General features: G+C 61.1%; 17 protein-coding genes. 15 read left to right on the plus strand and 2 right to left on the minus strand.

The genetic code is table 11. From position 1 onward, the window contains the following. Positions 1 to 913 precede the first annotated feature (913 nt). Genes ACYP01_RS16380 through ACYP01_RS16400 form a run of 5 tightly spaced genes read left to right on the plus strand, consistent with a single transcriptional unit; the run spans position 914 to position 5476 of the window. Positions 914 to 1714, plus strand: a complete 801-nt coding sequence (locus ACYP01_RS16380; protein ID WP_459681197.1) for a hypothetical protein — start codon at positions 914 to 916, stop codon at positions 1712 to 1714. A 23-nt stretch (positions 1715 to 1737) separates the two neighbouring features. Next, positions 1738 to 3198, plus strand: a complete 1461-nt coding sequence (locus ACYP01_RS16385; protein WP_459681199.1) for a hypothetical protein — start codon at positions 1738 to 1740, stop codon at positions 3196 to 3198. Continuing rightward, the gene (locus tag ACYP01_RS16390) at positions 3195 to 3872 is read left to right on the plus strand and encodes an ABC transporter ATP-binding protein (protein ID WP_452620415.1); all 678 of its coding nucleotides are present in this window, start codon (positions 3195 to 3197) and stop codon (positions 3870 to 3872) included. The genes ACYP01_RS16385 and ACYP01_RS16390 overlap by 4 nt, the downstream gene beginning before the upstream one ends. Next, a complete protein-coding gene (locus tag ACYP01_RS16395; RefSeq protein WP_459681202.1) occupies positions 3869 to 5083 on the plus strand; it encodes an ABC transporter permease in 1215 nt (404 codons plus the stop codon). The genes ACYP01_RS16390 and ACYP01_RS16395 overlap by 4 nt, the downstream gene beginning before the upstream one ends. A gap of 12 nt (positions 5084 to 5095) precedes the next feature. Then, positions 5096 to 5476, plus strand: coding sequence for a salicylate esterase (locus ACYP01_RS16400; RefSeq protein ID WP_459681204.1), 381 nt, complete (start codon positions 5096 to 5098; stop codon positions 5474 to 5476). A 34-nt stretch (positions 5477 to 5510) separates the two neighbouring features. Here the strand turns inward: ACYP01_RS16400 and ACYP01_RS16405 are convergent, their stop codons facing one another. Beyond that, positions 5511 to 6734 (minus strand): TetR/AcrR family transcriptional regulator, encoded by a 1224-nt coding sequence (locus ACYP01_RS16405; protein ID WP_459681207.1) that lies wholly within the window; start codon positions 6732 to 6734, stop codon positions 5511 to 5513. 127 nt (positions 6735 to 6861) lie between these two features. Next, positions 6862 to 8232 (minus strand): MFS transporter, encoded by a 1371-nt coding sequence (locus ACYP01_RS16410; protein WP_459681209.1) that lies wholly within the window; start codon positions 8230 to 8232, stop codon positions 6862 to 6864. 748 nt (positions 8233 to 8980) lie between these two features. Between ACYP01_RS16410 and ACYP01_RS16415 the strand changes: the two genes are divergently transcribed. The 10 genes from ACYP01_RS16415 to ACYP01_RS16460 all read left to right on the plus strand — a co-directional run. Then, positions 8981 to 9784, plus strand: a complete 804-nt coding sequence (locus tag ACYP01_RS16415; protein WP_007735643.1) for an SDR family NAD(P)-dependent oxidoreductase — start codon at positions 8981 to 8983, stop codon at positions 9782 to 9784. Positions 9785 to 9826: 42 nt separating this feature from the next. Beyond that, entirely contained in the window at positions 9827 to 10984 is a 1158-nt protein-coding gene (locus ACYP01_RS16420) for an acyl-CoA dehydrogenase family protein (RefSeq protein ID WP_003943151.1), read from the plus strand. Positions 10985 to 11014: 30 nt separating this feature from the next. Further along, on the plus strand, positions 11015 to 12178 hold the full coding sequence (locus ACYP01_RS16425; protein WP_459681212.1) for a thiolase family protein: 1164 nt from the start codon (positions 11015 to 11017) through the stop codon (positions 12176 to 12178). Between the two features lie 65 nt (positions 12179 to 12243). Next, positions 12244 to 13434: a lipid-transfer protein gene (locus ACYP01_RS16430; RefSeq protein WP_007735633.1), complete on the plus strand. Its 1191-nt coding sequence runs from the start codon at positions 12244 to 12246 to the stop codon at positions 13432 to 13434. A gap of 68 nt (positions 13435 to 13502) precedes the next feature. Then, a complete protein-coding gene (locus ACYP01_RS16435) occupies positions 13503 to 14405 on the plus strand; it encodes an SDR family NAD(P)-dependent oxidoreductase (RefSeq protein WP_003943051.1) in 903 nt (300 codons plus the stop codon). Continuing rightward, the gene (locus ACYP01_RS16440; RefSeq protein WP_007735631.1) at positions 14402 to 14824 is read left to right on the plus strand and encodes an FAS1-like dehydratase domain-containing protein; all 423 of its coding nucleotides are present in this window, start codon (positions 14402 to 14404) and stop codon (positions 14822 to 14824) included. Before ACYP01_RS16435 ends, ACYP01_RS16440 begins: the two co-directional genes overlap by 4 nt. Beyond that, positions 14821 to 15237, plus strand: coding sequence for a MaoC/PaaZ C-terminal domain-containing protein (locus ACYP01_RS16445; protein WP_003943245.1), 417 nt, complete (start codon positions 14821 to 14823; stop codon positions 15235 to 15237). The genes ACYP01_RS16440 and ACYP01_RS16445 overlap by 4 nt, the downstream gene beginning before the upstream one ends. 79 nt (positions 15238 to 15316) lie before the next feature. Continuing rightward, positions 15317 to 16828: a long-chain-fatty-acid--CoA ligase gene (locus ACYP01_RS16450; protein ID WP_003943142.1), complete on the plus strand. Its 1512-nt coding sequence runs from the start codon at positions 15317 to 15319 to the stop codon at positions 16826 to 16828. Positions 16829 to 16865: 37 nt separating this feature from the next. Then, positions 16866 to 18020 (plus strand): acyl-CoA dehydrogenase family protein, encoded by a 1155-nt coding sequence (locus ACYP01_RS16455; protein ID WP_165638491.1) that lies wholly within the window; start codon positions 16866 to 16868, stop codon positions 18018 to 18020. 8 nt (positions 18021 to 18028) lie between these two features. Beyond that, positions 18029 to 18688, plus strand: a 660-nt coding sequence (locus tag ACYP01_RS16460; RefSeq protein ID WP_459681216.1) for an acyl-CoA thioesterase, incomplete at its 3' end; no start/stop codon positions are given.

Below are 18688 nucleotides of genomic sequence, written 5' to 3' on the forward strand. Positions count from 1 at the left end.
TCACGGCCTGCACGCCGAAATCGACAGGGCTGTATCGGAAACCAACAAGATGGTCTCCAAGGAAGAACAGATCAAACAGTTCCGCATACGGACATATACCCAATTTCGTACATATCCGGATATTTTCCAATAGCATTGATCAGCCACTCTAGGTATGCAATTATTGCTATTAACTGCTTTCGCGATAGTAAATGTAGGCACAAAAAGATGCCTGCTGCTATTGATGCTTCGAAGATATATTTTGACCTGCAGTTTCTAGTTAAATTTTGCAGAGAAATTCGACCAGGCAAGTCCACCGAAAGGGCATATGATGAGTCCCCAATCCACGCGCACATCGAGCACCCGCCGCAACCTGACCGCCCCACCTGCTCGTTTATTGCTCCGTCTCGCAACTGCGGTGGTGTTTACGGCTGGACTGGTGGGCGTTTCCATCGCTCCAGCGAGTGCGTACCTCAGCCTCTACGACCACGCCGGCTACCAGGGAGGGTCTTGGGTTACTTCCTCTACAAATTCGGTTAGTTCGTACAATGGGCGCTATTTCAATAACACCTATCGACTATGGGACGCGGTGTCGTCCATCAAGAATTATAACGGCGGGTGGTACAACTTCCACCATGACATCAATTATGGTGGACCATATTTGAACGTCCCAGCAGGAACGGAATACAGCTACGTAGGATACGGAAATAACGACAGGTTCTCCTCGCACTACTGAGCCGTCAATGTTCGCTCAAATCACGCATCGGCATATCATTTGTGGAAAGAAATCACTATGAATCGAAGTTGGCAGCGATCCGCTCGCCTGCGTGTTCTCGTGGCCGTATCCATCATTGCGGGTGTGGGAGGGTGCAGTTCTGATTCCGGTGTGGATTCTGGCGAGCCTGCGCTGGGTTCGCGTGTCGAGCCTGGCGATATGCGCAATTTCACCCTCCCGTTGGATGCCTATGTCACTACCCCCATAGTGGAGGTTCTCCAAGCAGAGAATGTTCTGGTCCGAAAGTGCATGGCGGAATTCGGGTTCACAGGCGAATACATAGGAACCGATTCGCCCGACTCCGGTCCGCCCCCCAACGAGCGTAGATACTGGTTGGTGAGCATCTCCGACGCCGCAACCTTGGGGTATCACTCGCGTTGGGCGGATGCAGCGAAGGCGAAATCCGGCTCAGTCATCGAGTGGTCGCCGGTGGAGACCGCATTACTCACCGGTAGAGGCTCAACTATGCACGAAGGTCGAGAGATCCCCGTGGGGGGTTGCCTTGGCGAGGCACGCAGGAAGCTCGCGAACGGCGTCCCCGAGCTACCGACGGTGGAGGGCGCTGCTGTCATGGGAGATGGCTCGGGCACGAATGTTTCTGCAATCGCGGATCACTTGGCTACCGAGAGCTATGACCGAATGGTGATCGACTCGCGCGTGGTGAATTCGTTCGCGCAATGGCGCACATGTATGGCGGATAAAGGTTTTCACTACGACAGCCCCCAGAATGCGAACAACGACCCGAGATGGTCGGGGGAGGTCGCGAGCGACGAAGAGATCGCCACTGCCACAGCGGATGTGACCTGCAAGGAGCAGACCGACCTGGTGAGCACGATGGCCACGGTGGAGACGGCGTATCAGCAGCGCGCGTTGGAGGCGAACGCGGAGGTTCTCGCCAAGGTCAGGGACGTCATCGACACCACGATCAAGAATGCCCAGTCGGTGTTGGCGGGTGGCTGATCGACCAGCAGGAGCGATCTGAAGTGAGCGATATTCACACCGAGAGTTCAGGGCCCACGGTGGTGGGAACCCGGCGACGCTTTCTTCTCGCACTGGTCCTCGCTTCATTCATTAGTTCCGGAATAGGTTGGGCTGCAAGCACTTTCATTCAGTCGCCGGAGCAGGCACTCGTCGAAGCGGATGGTCCCGGCGAGACGACTCTCTACGTCCCGGTCGAGCGCAAAATCATCGGCCAGTCCGTGGTGGTGCGCGGTTCAGTGGTTGCGACCGGCGCTGTGGACATCGACGTCGGCGTCAGTGCAACTGGGAAGTCCGTCCTCACGCAGGTGTGGCGACCGCAAGGGTCGCAGGTTTCCTCCGGAGAGGCCATCGTCGAGGTTTCCGGTCGACCGCTGATCGCGCTACAGGGCGCGATCCCCGGCTATCGGGACATCAGCCCAGGCATGCGAGGAGGCGATGTCTACCAATTGCAACTGGCGTTGCAAGCTGCTGGGTATTTCGACGGTGAACCCACGGAGTTCTTCGGCGAGAAGACCAAACAGGGGCTCTTCGCTCTGTACACGGCCCTCGACTACGATGTCCCGATCTTCGACTCTGCCGGGCAGAGCCCGCGCGAGGCCGAGCGCGCCGCCGAAGACGCCGCACTGGCTGAGGCGGACGCCCGAAGCAAACTAGCTGCACTGGAGTCGGGAGCTATAGACGAGCAGACGGTTCCATCAGACGAGAGGGCACTCTTCGATGCGCGGCGGGCCCTCTCGCGCGCCGCCGAAGACGCGGTGGCCGCTCGCGAGCATGCGGAGAAGGTGGCGACAAGCACCGGGCCGATGCTGCCACTGACCGAGTTCGCCTTTGTCCCATCATTGCCTGCCACCGTGGCGACAATCGGGCTGGAGGTCGGTCAGGAAGTCGGGACGGAGTCGCAAGCACTTACGGCGCCAGTGGATTCGCAAACATCGTCTGGTCTAGGCACTACCGCCGGCAGTCCGGCACTCATCACACTGGCGACGGGAAAGCCGATGATCGAAGCGAAACTCGCCGCGGCCCAATCACAAATGGTGCGTGCAGGCATGAAGGTACGTATCGACTCGGAAATTAGCGGACACTCCGCTAACGGCACGGTAGAAGCGGTTGGCCCGCCGATCCCTGCCGCAAACGGCGCTCGCGGCACTGAACACTCTGTCCGAATCATGCCGTCGGAGTCCTTGGATTCAGGATTCGCCGGTGATGTACGGGTCACCATCACTGCAGCATCGTCCGAATCTGCAGTGTTGGCCGTTCCGGTCTCTGCGGTGTATCTGAGCGCTGACGGGCAGAACAGCATCCGAAAGAAGGCCGCCGACGGTACCGAAGTGACCGTGCGAGTTAACGTCGGGATGACCGGCGACGGGTACGTGGAGGTTGCACTACCAGAAGAAGGATCCCAAACGGAGACGCTTGGCGAGGGCGACCAAGTCGTGGTCGGTACCGGGTCGGAGGGGAAGTGACCGCGCTCATCGAGATCGCGGAACTCGGATTCGTCTATCCCGGTCCTCCCCCAGTGCATGCGCTGACCTCGGTCAACATAACAGTCGCGACAGGAGAATATGTCGCCCTCGTCGGACCGTCCGGCTCCGGCAAGTCGACCATGCTGAACGTACTCGGACTACTGGACCGACACACCTCGGGCAATTATCTGCTGGAGGGGGCCGATGTGTTGTCGATGCGCGACGCCGAGCGGACCGAGTTGCGTAGCACCAGAATCGGGTTCGTGTTCCAAGCATTCCACCTAATGCCGCACCGGACTGCGTGGGAGAACGTCAGTCTGGCCTTGATGTATCGCAAAGGAACCGCGCCCTCGGTCCGCCGCGAGCGGGCGGTGGCTGCGCTGGACCGCGTCGGATTGAGAGACAAAGTGAATGCCTACCCGACCCAGTTGTCCGGCGGCCAACGCCAACGAGTCGCCATCGCGCGAGCCTGCGTCGGTGATCCGGCACTGCTGCTGTGCGACGAGCCGACCGGAAACCTCGACTCGGAGACGGCCACGCGAGTTCTTGAGATGATCGAAGAGTTGCATACCCAAGGCCAGACCGTAGTCGTCATCACTCACGACGAGGCCGTCGCAGCCCGGGCTCACCGACGAATCCGGGTACAAGACGGTCGAACCGCGGAAATCGAGTGACGTCGCACCTGCACATTCGGGACCTGTTCGGCGAAGCTGCCGCGGGCGTTGTGCAGCGGCCAGGACGGTCGGCACTCACCATGCTCGGAACAGTCCTCGGCGTTGGCGTGTTCGTAGGCGTGCTCGGCCTGACTGCAACGGCCGGCAATCAGATCAGTCAACGATTCACGGAACTGGCTGCGACCGAGGTCTACGTCCAGGATGTCGGTAACACAAGCCACGACTTCCCGGCCTCGTCGTTCCCCGGCGACGCCGACGACAAAGCCACCCAACTTGACGGGGTCCGCAATGCCGGAGTCTGGTGGCCGCTCTCCAATGATGTGATCGAGACTGTGCACGCAGGGCCGGGGGCTGACAATGCCGCTAGTTCTGCCGTCTCTGTATTCGCGGCTTCCCCGGGCCTTCTGCGCGCGATCCGACCCGAAATTCGAGAGGGCAGGCTCTACGACGGCTTCCACGAAACTCATGGTCAGCGAGTCGCGGTACTGGGCAAGGGAGCAGCATCCGCACTCGGAATCGGCAGCCTGGATCAGCGCCCTGCCATCATGATCAGTTCGACTGCCTTCACGGTGATCGGCGTCGTGTCTGACGTCGAGCGCGAGCCAGGTCTGTTGAACGCAGTACTTATTCCACGAACTACATCCGAGCAGCTGTGGGGGCAAGCAGAGCCCGACCAAGGAGCGAAAATGCTGGTGGACGCCGATGCTGGCGCAGCACCAGTAGTCGCCACGCAGATTGCCCTCGCGCTTCGGCCGGACAAGCCCGACGCGTTCAAGGTGACCCCTCCGCCGAACCCTCGCGATCTACGTGAGGCTGTCGCTGCAGATCTTTCCGGTCTCTTCTTCGTCCTCGCCGGGATCTGTCTGGTTGTGGGCGCAATCGGAATTGCGAACACAACCCTGGTTGCCGTCCTCGAAAGAGTCCCCGAGATAGGTCTACGCCGTGCCGTCGGTGCGCGACCCAGACACATCGCCGCACAGTTCCTCGCCGAGGCCGGTTTGCTGGGCACGATTGGAGGTTGTTTAGGTGCCTCGATCGGAATCATTGCTGTCGTCGTCATTGCCGCGGTCAACGAGTGGACGCCGGTGATGGATCCAAGTCTGCTACTACCGTCGCCTCTGCTGGGAACGATTGTCGGTGTTGTGTCCGGCGTCTATCCCGCGTTGCGCGCGGCGCGCATCGAACCCATGGACGCGCTCCGAAGCGGTTAGACCCTACCCCTGATGCATCCGACATTCTGCTGTGCGTTCGAGTTGCGCTTTTCGGGGCCTTGGAACGTGTGGAGAGAAGCTTTCTTGAACGACGCCGATCACGAGACAGCCATGAGCGCCTACGAGTCTCTATGTCCGACATCGGTCACTATGTTGGAAGACAAACTTGATCTCACGAAGTTCTACGAACTCGTCAACTCCGGGACGATGAGGACTTCCTACCTGAACTGCACGGAAGACACCGCAATGCCCCACGGCGAGTTCGCTTGGCATCCACGATTTTCCAGCAGACTCGGCCTGTGCAGGATCGTTCAGATGGCAGGAAGCCACGAAGCGATTTTCACTACACCAGCTACCCTCGCCGAGAAGCTGGTCGAAGCCGGGCGCGACTGACTCGTTCTGTGGGTGCCGATGTGCCGCTCCGAGACTACGGAGTGGCACCAACGCCGGCGTCCACCAATGACGCAGCGGGATCCGAAGTCTCCGTCATCAAAGCGATGCATATTTCTGTCAGTCGGTCTGCGAGGTCCGCACGGCGCCGAACGCTTCCGATACGGATAGCGTTGCCGATCAACGTCATTGCTGCACTCACGGTGAACTTCGCCTCGGTGGCATCCAAGCCGGGGCGAACTTCACTGAGCGCTCTAACCCACAGCTCCAGGTAGTCCCGCTGAGCTTGGACACATGCCTTTCGGGTGTTGTCGGGAAGCTCGGCGAGTTCCGTCGCCATCAAACCGATGAGGTGTCCGTCTTCCAGGGCAAACGCGATATGAACACCCAAGAGAATGTCGAGCGTCTGGCTCGAATCGCCTACTTGCGACAGGGCCTGCCTCACGGCAAGGTCACGTCGGTCGAAACCACGGGTGATTGCCGTGGACAGAATGTCGAGCTTTGTATCGAAATGGTTGTACACGTTCTGGCCTGTCGTCCCGCAGGCCGCGCCGATGTCCTCGTTGCTCACCGTTCGATACCCGCGTTCGTCGAACAGTTGAATCGCCGCAGTCAGTAGTTGTTCGCGTCGCGAAACGGGTATGGAGATGACCTCTGTGCGCGCAGCGGGAACGTCGGGGTCCGCAGACCCGATGGGGGACAGGGAAACACGCGCCGAAAGGTCGAACAGCAGTGCCTCCATCTGGCGGGGAGGCATCGAGATTCGGTGACTTGACGAACTGCTGAACACCGCAAGGATCGAGTACGCCAGCAGCCGACTGTCGGAGTCGGAAAGGCCAGACCTGTGCACCTGCACCAGCTCCGAGATGCGAGAGGTACTGAACCGCAATTTCTTACGCAGCATCTCTCGTTGGTCGTCGTCCAGATACCTGGCTTCACGCTGCCACAACAGCGGCAGCCCGCGGCGCTCGACCGACGTTGCCGACAGCGTTGTCAGCAACGTGTACAGATCCGTTGCACCGCCGACAGATTCATTGAGAGACTCGATCCCGGCCAGAACCGCGTGATAGAGCAGGCTGTTCTTGTTTCGATAATGGCGATAGAGCGCGGACGTCGTGATGTCCACACGAGCGGTGACATCCGAAACAGAAATGTTGTGATACCCGTGCTCCCGGAACAGCTCGCTTGCTGCTGTCAATATCTGTTGCTTACGGTCGCGGGGTCGACGGACGGCAGTCATCAGTTCCCTTTCACGTGGCACGCCGCCATCCTATCGTCGATTCGGTCATTGCGTCAGATTCACAAAGCGAGTGTACTCGCATGAAGACGACTCATAACCAGAAAAGTCCAGTTACCTACTATTCTGCACACTCGGGAACCTCAGGTAGCTACGTTCGACTCGTAGCTTTCCAGACGATCTCCTTGTCACGCTCGGGGTTGGCGAAAATCAAGGTTCCGAACGCAAACAGGACCGCAACCAACCCGAAGGCCTGGAACGCAGTGGCATAGCCCGCAGCCGGAGTATCGGCAGCGTCGACGATCCGCCCGGTCACGTAAGGGCCGATCAAACCCCCGATTCCCATCATTGCCATGAAAACTCCGAGCGTTCCGGATGTCTGCCGGGGCGGACATATTTCGGAGATCGTGGCGATGATCAGCGGATAGCCGGACGCGAGGAACCCATATCCGACCGAGACGATCGCGACGGCCAGCGCGGGGGCCGACACGTAGGGCAGGAACACCATGATCATTCCGCTGACGAGCACACCCACCGAGGGAACGATTATTCGAATCAGGCGGGACGTGGCGCCGCGAGAAGTCAGACGATCTCCGGAAGAGGAGAGGATCAACATCAAGATAAGGCCCGCAATGCTGGGGAATGCGAACATCGAACCAGCCTGCAGTCGGCTGTATCCCAGGCCCACTTCGAAGTACGACGGAAGCCAGGTCAGCACAACCGCGACGATGGCGTATATCGCCATCACCAGCATTGTGCAGCTGATGAACGTCCGCGTTCGGAAGATGCGTATCCACGGCACCGCCGGCTCGTCGGTCTCGGCTGCACCGGCTCCCGCCTCTTCTCGTCGCTTTCCACTACGGATGTAGGGACCCTGCGACCACAGGGGCAGCCAGAGCACGCACCACAACACGCCGAGCACCGCCATGCAAACCACGGCAGCACGCCACCCCCACGTGACCGTCACGAAGGCAAGCGCGGGAGCCACGGCAATCTTCGCCAGCGAGGCCGACCCGGCGAGAAGCGCACCTGGAAGTCCACGCTTCGCCGGCGGATGCCAGGAGAACGCGGCGGTGTGCGTCAGGGGCCCGCTCGGCCCCTCAGCCAAACCCAACAGCATCCGACTGATTACCAGCACAGCAAAACTCGCCGTGATGACCATCGGGAGCATTGCCGCCGACCAGAGCAAGGCCAACACCGCCAGCGCCCATCTCAGTGTCGTTATTCGGGCAATCGCTCCGGAAAAGAAACCGCCGATCGTGAAGGTGAGGAAGAACAAGCTACCCACGAGACCGATCTGGGATGCTGTCAACCCCAACTCCTTGGACAACGGTTGGGCAATGATGCCCAAAACCGCTTTGTCGCCCCAGTTGATGACGGTCAGGAAGACCAGCAGCGAGGTCAAACCCCAAGCACGGCGACGTGATTCGGGAGGTGCGGGCACTGCTGTGCCCGAAGATACTTGTTGGTGTGTTGCCACTTGACGAGGCGTTGCCTTGGGTGTGGTCCGGGGTGTTGTCACTGTTGGATCCTTCGAGGAGACGGTTTGATCAACGGGCACTGCCAACGCAGTGCAGGGGCAGACTTGCCGCTTGGTTTGGTGACACTTCGAGTTCACATCGATGTTTGGAATCGAGATCCATCACGCTCTTCTTCCGCAGAGAAGACACGTCAGTTGGCCATTCCTTGAGAGCAAACCACCGAATAGCACTGCCAGATAAGCAGAAACAGACAGTTCGATGCCCGCCTCCCTCAGGTCGAATTTTTCAGTTCAGCCATCCGTGCGCGGGCATTCTCATGCAATGTCGCTTCAGGGAATTACTTGGGATTCACTTTGAGCTATTTTCCCTACTGTGTCAAGGGTCACTTCGAACTACCGACGACACTGGTGACCTTGCCGAAAGGCCAGTTCCCTCGAAACCCAACCGCACGATGCCCCAACACGTGCGGTGACAATCGACAGCTTCCGGCACCCCAGAGTGTCCGTTACTCGCCACCTACGCCCCATCCTGCCAAGTTTGCACGCAACTGTGAACACATTGGAATAGCGCTTGACCAGCTGTGACAGCGAAGATGCTTGACATACATACTTTTAAGGCCTAAAAGTGAATCATCAGTAATTGCGAATGAAGCTCCCGGAGCCACGACGCCTCGGGATATCGCAGCGCCGGAGCAACCACCGGCCTGGACTACCGCCAATTACGTTTCGCTACAACACTCTTCACTCGAAAGGGAACACCGTGGGAAATGGGATCGCGGGAACTGGGACCGTGGGTAACCTGGAGGGAAAGGTCGCTCTCGTATCCGGGTCGGGACGTGGGATCGGTCGAGAAATCGCACTCAAATTCGCCCGCGAGGGTGCAGCGGTGACAATCAACGACTTGGATCCCGAAGCTGCTGCACAGACCGAGCACGACATCAAGGCGGCCGGCGGGCAAGCAGTCAGCGTAGTGGGTTCAGTGTCCGAGGACGGTTTCGCGGAGCGATTCGTCAGCACTGCGGTCGAGACCTTCGGTGGTCTGGACATCATCGTCAACAACGCCGGATATACCTGGGACTCGGTGATTCAGAAGATGACCGACGAGCAGTGGGACACCATCGTGGACGTGAATCTCAAAGCGCCGTTCCGCATCCTGCGTGCGGCGCAACCTTTCATCAAAGCCAACCCGACCGAATACCACCGCAAGGTGGTGAACGTGTCGTCGGTGTCGGGGTACTACGGGAACGCCGGCCAATCCAACTACGCCGCCGCCAAAGCCGGACTGATCGGACTGACCAAGACTCTTGCCAAGGAATGGGGTCGGTACAGGGTCAACGTCAACGCAGTGGCCTTCGGACTGATCATCACGAGAATGACCGAGGTGTCCGCGGACGCGAACGCGACGTTGACGATCGACGGCCGCGAGATTCGCGTCGGCGTCAACCCTGATCGCTTGGCCGTCGCGTCGAAGATGATCCCATTCGGCCGAGGCGGCACTCCGGTGGAAGCCGCGGGGGCGGTGTACCTGCTGTGCACTCCCGAATCGGACTACATCAACAGCCAGTGCCTCGTCGTCGACGCCGGACGCGTCTGACCCAAAACACGTCATCTCACCACAAATCTTCAGGAGCGCATCATGAAACGTACCGTCTATGCCCCCGAGCACGAGGCATTCCGCGAGACCATCCGGACCTTCATCGCCAAGCAGGTGACGCCGAACTACCCGGAGTGGGAGAACGCGAATCAGGTACCGCGTGAGTTGTTCAACCAGCTTGCAGAACTCGGCGCGACGAGTTTCGACATCCCCGAGGAGTTCGGTGGCGCCGGGCCCACCAGCTTCAAATTCCAAGCTGTCATCCAAGAGGAAACAGCTCGTGCAGCAGTAAGTTTCGGACACTACGGAGTGAGCATCGGCATCGTGCTGCCGTACCTGCTGCGCCTTGCCGACGACGAGCAGAAGCAGCGGTGGCTTCCAGGCGTGGCGAGCGGCGAGACCATGCTCTGCATCGCCATGACCGAGCCGGGAACCGGATCGGATCTGGCAGGCATCAAGACCACGGCGCGCCTGTCCGAAGACGGCACCCACTACATCCTCAACGGTGCCAAGACCTTCATCACCGGTGCCCGCAACTCGGAACTCTGCGTCGTAGCCGCTCGAACCTCCGCGCCGTCCGAGGAGGACCGACGCTTCGGACTCAGCCTCCTGGTAGTTCCCACCGACAGTGTCGGCTTCAATTTCGGACGCAAGCTCGACAAGATCGGTATGAAGTCTTCCGACACCAACGAACTCTCGTTCACCGATGTTCGAGTTCCGGTCGAGAATCTCCTCGGCGAGCAGGACAAGGGATTCTCCTACCTCGGCCAAAACCTCCCCCGCGAACGACTTTCCATCGGTGTCGGCCAGACCGCATGTGCGGCCGCGGCGATCGAGTTCGCGTCGGAGTACGTCCGCCAGCGTCAAGTCTTCGGTAAACCTGTTGCATCCTTCCAGAACACCAAGTTCGTTCTTGCCGAATGTGCTACCGAAGTCGCTGCCGCGCAGGCACTGGCGGACAAGGGACTCGATCTCGACGACTCCGGAGAACTCACCGCCGCCGATGCTGCACGCATCAAGCTGTTCTGCACCGAGATGGCAGGCCGCGTGATCGACAAGTGCCTACAACTGCACGGCGGCTACGGGTACATCCTCGAATATCCGATCGCTCGCCTGTACGCCGACACGAGAGTCTCGCGCATTTACGGCGGTACCAGCGAAGTCATGAAGACCATCATCGCCAAGGACATCGGTCTCTGATCTCCAACCGACTCGGACACAGGAGCTTTCATGCGTGATGCAGTCATTGTCGATGCGGTACGGACACCGATCGGCAAACGTGGTGGCGGGTTGTCCACCACGCATGCAGTCAATCTGTCAGCGCACGTTCTGCGCACGTTGGCAGAGCGAAACGGGCTGGACCCCGCAATCGTCGACGACGTGATCTGGGGTTGCGTCGGAACCCTCGGCATGCAGGCCGGCTGTATCGCCCGGTCGGCAGTACTCGGCGCAGGATGGCCCGAACATGTCCCTGGCGTGACAGTCGACCGTCAATGCGGCTCTTCGCAGCAGGCCGTACACCAGGCGGCAGCGGGCGTGATCTCGGGCCAGTACGACGTCGCAGTCGCGGGCGGAGTCGAGATGATGAGCGTCATCCCGCTCGGCGCGGCTGCCCGTGCCGGCGACTACGGGCCGATGCACGGTCCACTAGTGCTGGGGCGCTATGACATCGAGCGATTCAACCAAGGACTCGGCGCTCAGATGATCGCCGACGAGTACGGCATCAGTCGCGCCGACATGGATCGACACGGCCTCGACTCGCATGCCCGAGCTGCTGCCGCTGTCGACGCCGGCCGTTTCGCCGGCCAGATCGCTCCGGTCGCGGTCACCGACGCCGAAGGCGCCACCCGGATCATCGAGGCGGACGAAGGTATCCGTCGCGGCGGGACCATGGAACGCCTCGCCGAGCTGCCGGCAGCGTTCGCGGGAACCGAGATCACGGCGGGAAACGCTTCCCAGGTTTCCGACGGGTCCGCCGCGCTCCTCGTGACGACCAGTGACGTTGCGCGTGAACACGGTTGGACACCGATCGCCCGCATTCACACTGCGGTCGTGACCGGTACCGATCCGGTGAGCATCCTCAAGGGACCGATCCCGGCAACGGCGTTGGCGCTGAAGAAGTCCGGGTTGACGCTCTCCGACATCGGCACGTTCGAGATCAACGAAGCATTCGCCGCCGTGTCGCTGGCCTGGTTGCGCGAGACCGGAGCCGACTATTCGCTGATGAACCCCAACGGCGGCGCCATGGCCATCGGGCATCCCGTGGGAGGCTCCGGCGCGCGGTTGATGACCACGATGGTGCACCACATGCGTGACGAGGGAATCCGTTACGGCTTGCAGTCGATGTGTGAGGGCGGCGGCATGGCCAACGCCACCATCCTCGAGTTGCTCTGAATGCGCCTCACACACAACGAATCAACCACCAATCCACGAAGACCAGTAATCACAAGGGAGCACCGATGAGTCGCAAAGTACTAGTCGCCGGGGTCGGAATGATCCCGTTCACGAAGCCAGGGCGCAGCGAGCACTACTACGAGATGGGCGCGAAGGCCATTGTCAACGCACTCGCGGACGCCGGAATCGGATTCGACAAGATCGGGCAGGCCTACGCCGGCTACGTGTACGGGGATTCGACGAGTGGCCAACGCGCCATCTACGGCGCGGGTATGACCGGAATTCCGGTTGTCAACGTCAACAACAACTGCGCGAGTGGCTCGTCCGCGCTGTGGTTGGCCAGACAAGCCGTCGAGTCGGGCGTCGTCGAATGCGCACTCGCCGTTGGCTTCGAGCAGATGCAGCCTGGCGCTTTGGTCAACCACTGGGGAGACCGCCCGGCTCCGATGGAGCGACACGCGGAAGTCCTCGACCGCACCTACGGCATCGACCCCGCCAACCCGTCCATGGCGATGCAGTACTTCGGTGCCGCTGCGCAGGAGTACTCCAAGCGGTACGGGGTCTCGCCGGATCTGTTCGCGAAGATCTCGGTCAAATCCCGCAAGCACGCTGCCAACAACCCGTACGCGGTTTTCCGTGAGCCGGTCACCGAGCAGGAAGTGCTCGAATCAAAGGCACTGTACGGCGGGCTGACTCGTTTGCAGGCCTGCCCGCCCACCTGCGGAGCCGGCGCCGCGATCGTATGCAGCGAAGACTTCGCGCGTGCCCACGGCCTCACACCGGGCGTGGCGATCGCAGCTCAAGAGTTGGTCACCGACTTCCCCAGCGTCTTCACCGACGACGACGTCTTCAAAGTCGTCGGCGCGGACATCACTCGCGTTGCTTCGCAACGGATTTACGAAAAGGCCGGAGTGGATCCGCGCGACATCCAGGTCGTGGAACTGCACGATTGCTTCTCGGTCAACGAGGTGCTCTCGTACGAGGCCCTCGGATTGGTGGAAGAAGGGTGCTCCGAGAAGTTCATCCTCGACGGCGACAACACCTACGGCGGCCGGGTTGTAGTGAACCCCAGCGGTGGTCTGCTGTCCAAGGGGCATCCGCTCGGCGCCACCGGCTTGGCGCAGTGTGCGGAACTGGTGTGGCAGTTGCGCGGCACCGCCGACGCACGACAGGTCGACGGAGCAAAGCTTGCACTGCAGCACAATCTCGGTCTCGGCGGCGCCGGCGTCATCACGCTCTACGAAAAGGTTGCTTAGCAACCACTTCCGCCAACACGTCAACACCGCCGCGCCGTAGCTCGGCGCGAAGAACGAAAGGAAACATCATGGGACAACTCGACGGACGCGTTGCCATCGTCACCGGGGCCGGCGCAGGCCTCGGTCGCGAACACGCATTACTCATGGCAGCCGAAGGCGCCAGCATCGTGGTCAACGACCTCCGCGGAGCACAGCAGGTGGCAGACGAAATCGTCGCTGCCGGCGGTTCGGCCATCGCGGTAGAGGGCTCGATCGCGGAAATGGCCGTCGGTGAGAAGCTAACCGACGCAGCAGTATCCACCTTCGGAAACTTGCACTCGGTGGTCAACAACGCCGGTATCATCCGCGACGCGATGCTGTGGAACATGACCGAGGAAGAGTTCGACTCGGTCATCGCTGTACACCTCAAGGGAACCTTCTCTGCTACCCGCGCCGCCGTGAGATATTGGCGCGACCAGTCGAAGGCAGGCGTGCAGGAGACACGCAACCTGGTCAACACCAGTTCCGGATCCGGACTGCACGGCAACTACGGGCAGTGGAATTACTCCGCCGCCAAGGCCGGTCTGGCCATCCAGGCAGTCAACGCCGCTCGCGAATTCGAGCGATTCGGCGTCAAGGCCAATGCCATCGCTCCCGTGGCGCGCACCGAACCTGTCAAAGCCACGCCCGGCATCAAGGATTTGGTCGGTGAGCCCGTCGACGAGTCAGTCTTCGATCGCTACAACCCCGCCAACTGCTCGTCACTCGTGGCCTACCTGTCGAGCGCCGAGTGCGCGTTCAACGGACAGGTTTTTGCCGTCTACGGCGGCTACGTGGGTCTCTACGGCGGCTACTCGATCGCCGACGAAATTCGTGAGGACCGGCAGCTCGACATCGGAGAACTGACAAAGCTTCTCGGCGACGACGCCTTCCTCAAGTCGGTCGAGACCCGGCGCGCCGGCATCCCGAAGATCGAAGGAGAAACCAAGTGAGTTACACGTTTCCGCTCGACTACAGCAAGGTCCAGGAATTCGTCCGGGCCGTGAAGGCAAACCCAGAACAGCATGCCGGCGAGGATGCGGTGATCCCGCCGACCATGCTCACCAGCGGCCGAATGATCTGGGAGCCCGCAGACCAATCCGGTTTCGCCAAGCTCGGATTCGACCGTCGTCGCATCCTCCACGGTGAGGAGGAGTACATCTTCCACGGCCCACTTCCACGAGCCGGCCAGAAGCTGACCGCCGAGACAACTGTCGGTGACCGCTTCGAAAAGCCCGGAAAGCGCGGTGGTGTGATGACCTTCGCGAAGATGATCACCGAGTTCCGAGACGAGTCCGGAGAACTGATCGCGACGCAGAACAGCACGATCATCGAGACCGCCACAACGGGCGGCAAGGAGGAGGGGAAATGACGACCACGACCGAAACCGTCGTAGCCGGACAACAGGCCGAGAGCAAGACCTTCCCTCCACTGACTCGCACCGACTTCGTCAAGTATCAGGGTGCCTCGGGTGATTTCCATCCGTTGCACCACGACGACACGTTCGCCCGTGAGACCGGCTTCCCGTCCGTGTTCTCCGTCGGCATGCTTCAGGCAGGCATGCTGGCCAGCTACGTCACCGACTGGCTGGGTGTCGAGAACCTGCGTCGGTTCAAGATTCGATTCGCCGACAAGGTCTGGCCCGGTGACGAACTCACCTGCTCTGCTGTCGTCGTCGACACCTACGAGGCCGAGGACGGTCGACGTGCTCGTGTCGAACTTGTCTGCGCTCGTCAGAACGGCGTCAAGGCCCTCGTCGGAGACGCGGAATTCCTGATCGATTAACTCGAGGTCGGGGTGTCGATTCGTCGGCATCTCGACTATCCGCCGTCAGCACCACCCGACTCGAGGAGCACGCCAGCCCATGCATCTGACCCACCTTCTGCACAGGGCGGTTCAACAACAGCCGCACCGACCCTTGACCGTCTGCGAGCATCGCGAGCGCAATGCCCCACAGATCGCGAAGCGAGTCGCCAGACTCGCCGGAGCCCTGCGAGAGCGTGGCGTGGGTCCGGGCGACCGGGTCAGCATCCTGGCGTTCAACTCCGACCGTTACTTCGAGTCGTTGATGGCGACGTGGTGGATCGGCGCTGTCGTCAATCTCGTAAACCGTCACGGTTCCGTCCGTGAAGTCACCGACGCGGTCACCGGAGTCGGCAGCGCTTTTGTACTCGTCGACGAGGAATGCCGGCTACTGGTGACCGGACTCGACGCCACTGTCACGCTCGTCTACATGGGCGACGAGCCGGCTCCCGCCGGAATGGCTGGTTTCGAAGACCTGATCGTCGAAGGCCCCGAGGTCGAGGACGTGCGTGCCGGCGGCGACACCTTGGCCGCGCTGATCTACACCGGCGGAACCACCGGCACTCCCAAAGCCGTCATGCACTCTCATCGCAGTCTCTCCACCGCCCTGCTCGGCGGTACCGGCTTTGCCCGGTCCTGCGAGATCGGTGGCATAACTCTGGTGATGGCTCCTCTGTTCCACATTGCCGCATTGCTCGGCATGATGGCCCAGACCGTGGTCGGCGGCACAGTCGTGTTCGCCAACCGCTTCGACGCCGGCGACGTGCTCGGCCTGATCGCGGGCCGTCGGGTCACCACGATGACTGCGATCCCGAGCATGTTGCAGATGCTCTACAACCATCCGGCCTTTTCGGACACGGACGTCACCAGCGTCAAATCGATTGTGTACGGAGCCGCCCCGATGCCCGCGGCCATCCTGGAACGCGCGATGTCGCGCTTCCCCAACGCGAACTTCGTCCAGGGGTACGGCATGACGGAGACCGCGGTCATCGTCTCCCTGCTCGGATCGGATCACCGGGCCGGTGGTCCTCGCCTGCGCTCGGCGGGCCGTGCAAGCCTGCACGCCGAAATCATCATCGTCGACCGGGAAGGCAACGAGGTGCCACGGGGCACTGTCGGAGAGATCGTCACCCGCGGCGAGCACATCATGCTCGGATACTGGAATCGTCCGGAGGAGACCGCCGAAGCGCTACGCGGGGGCTGGCTGCACACCGGAGACCTCGCGTACATGGACGATGAGGGCTACATCTTCATCGTCGATCGCGCCAAGGACATGATCATCACCGGCGGCGAGAACGTCTATTCGGCCGAGGTGGAGGACGCCGTCGCCAACCACCCCGCTGTGTTGCGCTGCGCCGTCATCGGCCTGCCCGACGCTCAGTGGGGCGAGCGCGTGCATGCAGTGGTGGTCCTCAACCCACAACTGCATGCCACCGCCGAAGAAATTCGCGAGCACGTCAAAACCCAAATCGCAGGGTACAAAGCACCGCGCACGGTTGCCTTCGTCGAAGCACTGACGACCACGGCCACCGGTAAGACCGACAAACGTTCACTGCGCAGCCTCTACACCTAGCCAACCCCGCGTCGTCCGCGGAACAAGGAGACTTCCCATGAAGCGCACAATCTTCGACGATCAGCACGATGCCTTTCGCGAGGTGTTCCGGGGTTTTCTACACAGGGAGGTCGTCCCTGAGTTCGCGAAGTGGGAGGAACAGGGTTACGCGCCACGCGAGTTCTACCGCAAGCTCGGAGAATTGGGAGTCATGGGCTTCGACATCCCGGAGGAATACGGCGGCGCGGGGGCGACGAGCTACCGCTATCTGATGATCATCGGAGAGGAAGCCGCGCTGGCCGGTGTCTCATTGGGTAACTACCACGCGAGCGCCGGAATCGTTCTGCCCTACTTGCTCACTCTCGCAAACGAGGATCAGAAGAAGCGCTGGCTGCCCGCCTGTGCGAGTGGGCAGGCCGTGCTTGCCGTGGCGATGACCGAGCCGGGGACGGGTTCGGATCTGGCCGCCATTCGCACCACCGCGAAGCTCTCCGACGACGGAGAAAGCTACATCCTCAACGGCGCAAAGACCTTTATCACCAACGCCTCTCAGGCGACACACATGGTCGTGGTCGCCCGTACCGGCGACCCAGGTGAGAATCGCAGAGGCGGGCTCTCGCTGTTTGTCGTCGACACCGAATCCACCGGCTTCGAAGTTGGTCGCCGATTGGACAAGATCGGTTTGAAATTCAGCGATACCTGCGAGGTCTCGTTCACCAACGTCCGGGTACCGGTCACCGATGTACTCGGCGAGGAAGGAGCGGCCTTCAGCTACCTCGGACAGAACCTGCCCCGCGAACGCCTCGCCATGGCGGCCGGAGGGTGCGCCACCGCAGCCGCTGCCATCGCCCACGCGGTTTCCTACACCAGCGACCGACGAGTCTTCGGAAAACCGGTCGCAGACTTCCAGAACACCAAATTCGTTCTTGCCGAATGCGCTACGGATCTCGCCGCAGGTCAGACAATGGTCGATCACGCCGTCGCACTCGAAGACGCCGGCGAATTGAGTGCCGTCGACGCTGCGATCTGCAAGCTCTTCTGTACCGAGATGGCAGGCCGCGTGATCGACAAGTGTCTACAACTGCACGGCGGCTACGGGTACATCCTCGAATACCCGATCGCACGGTTGTACGCGGACACGAGGGTGTCGCGAATCTACGGCGGCACCAGCGAAGTCATGAAAACGATCATCGCGAAATCCCTGAGCCGATAGGAGCCCCGATGGACGAACTGTTGCAGCTCACTCACGCAGGCACTGCATACGGCGGGGCACCCGAATTTCGCGGAACCTGCTGTGCCGGTGGCCCAGATCGCGCCTACGGCGGCCATGTCGTCGCGCAGGCCCTGCTCGCTGCGCACCGCACCGTCGACCCTGTACGGTACGTGAACTCGCTTCACGCGTACTTCCTGTCCATGGGCCGACCGGGCGCCGAGGTGCAGTACCGAGTGCGAATCCTCCGAGACGGTGGCACCTATGCACTACGAGAGGTGACCGCCTTCCAGGGCGGCAATGCGCTGCTCTCACTGACCGCATCCTTCAAGAAGGAGGAACTCGGACCCGATCGCCATATTGCGATGCCCCACGTTCCCACACCGGAATCAATTCCGGCACAGAGCGAATCCGTTGATCGATTCTGGTCGGGCATCACGTCCTCGGCCATTCGCCAGGCAGTGCAGGTGCGCCCGATCAGCGGAGATTCGGCCGACGACGACGCTGCCGACCACGGCGGTGGCAGGGACCGCCGCATGTGGATTCGCATCGCAGGTGAAGTATCGAGCGATCACGGGATGCACGCCGCCGCACTTGCGTTCTGCTCGGACCTCACGCTGGCGCGAACCGCCGCCCTCGGTCATCTCGATCTGATCGGCGGGGGGAGTGCA

The sequence above is a fragment of the Rhodococcus sp. no. 34 genome (assembly GCF_054589475.1).

Coding starts and splice junctions, on each gene's coding strand:
- ACYP01_RS16450 (WP_003943142.1), top strand. CDS start 15,317: ATGCATCTGACCCACCTTCTGCACAGGGCGGTTCAACAACAGCCGCAC.
- ACYP01_RS16380 (WP_459681197.1), top strand. CDS start 914: ATGCGCAATTTCACCCTCCCGTTGGATGCCTATGTCACTACCCCCATA.
- ACYP01_RS16430 (WP_007735633.1), top strand. CDS start 12,244: ATGAGTCGCAAAGTACTAGTCGCCGGGGTCGGAATGATCCCGTTCACG.
- ACYP01_RS16400 (WP_459681204.1), top strand. CDS start 5,096: ATGCATCCGACATTCTGCTGTGCGTTCGAGTTGCGCTTTTCGGGGCCT.
- ACYP01_RS16420 (WP_003943151.1), top strand. CDS start 9,827: ATGAAACGTACCGTCTATGCCCCCGAGCACGAGGCATTCCGCGAGACC.
- ACYP01_RS16445 (WP_003943245.1), top strand. CDS start 14,821: ATGACGACCACGACCGAAACCGTCGTAGCCGGACAACAGGCCGAGAGC.
- ACYP01_RS16425 (WP_459681212.1), top strand. CDS start 11,015: ATGCGTGATGCAGTCATTGTCGATGCGGTACGGACACCGATCGGCAAA.
- ACYP01_RS16455 (WP_165638491.1), top strand. CDS start 16,866: ATGAAGCGCACAATCTTCGACGATCAGCACGATGCCTTTCGCGAGGTG.
- ACYP01_RS16435 (WP_003943051.1), top strand. CDS start 13,503: ATGGGACAACTCGACGGACGCGTTGCCATCGTCACCGGGGCCGGCGCA.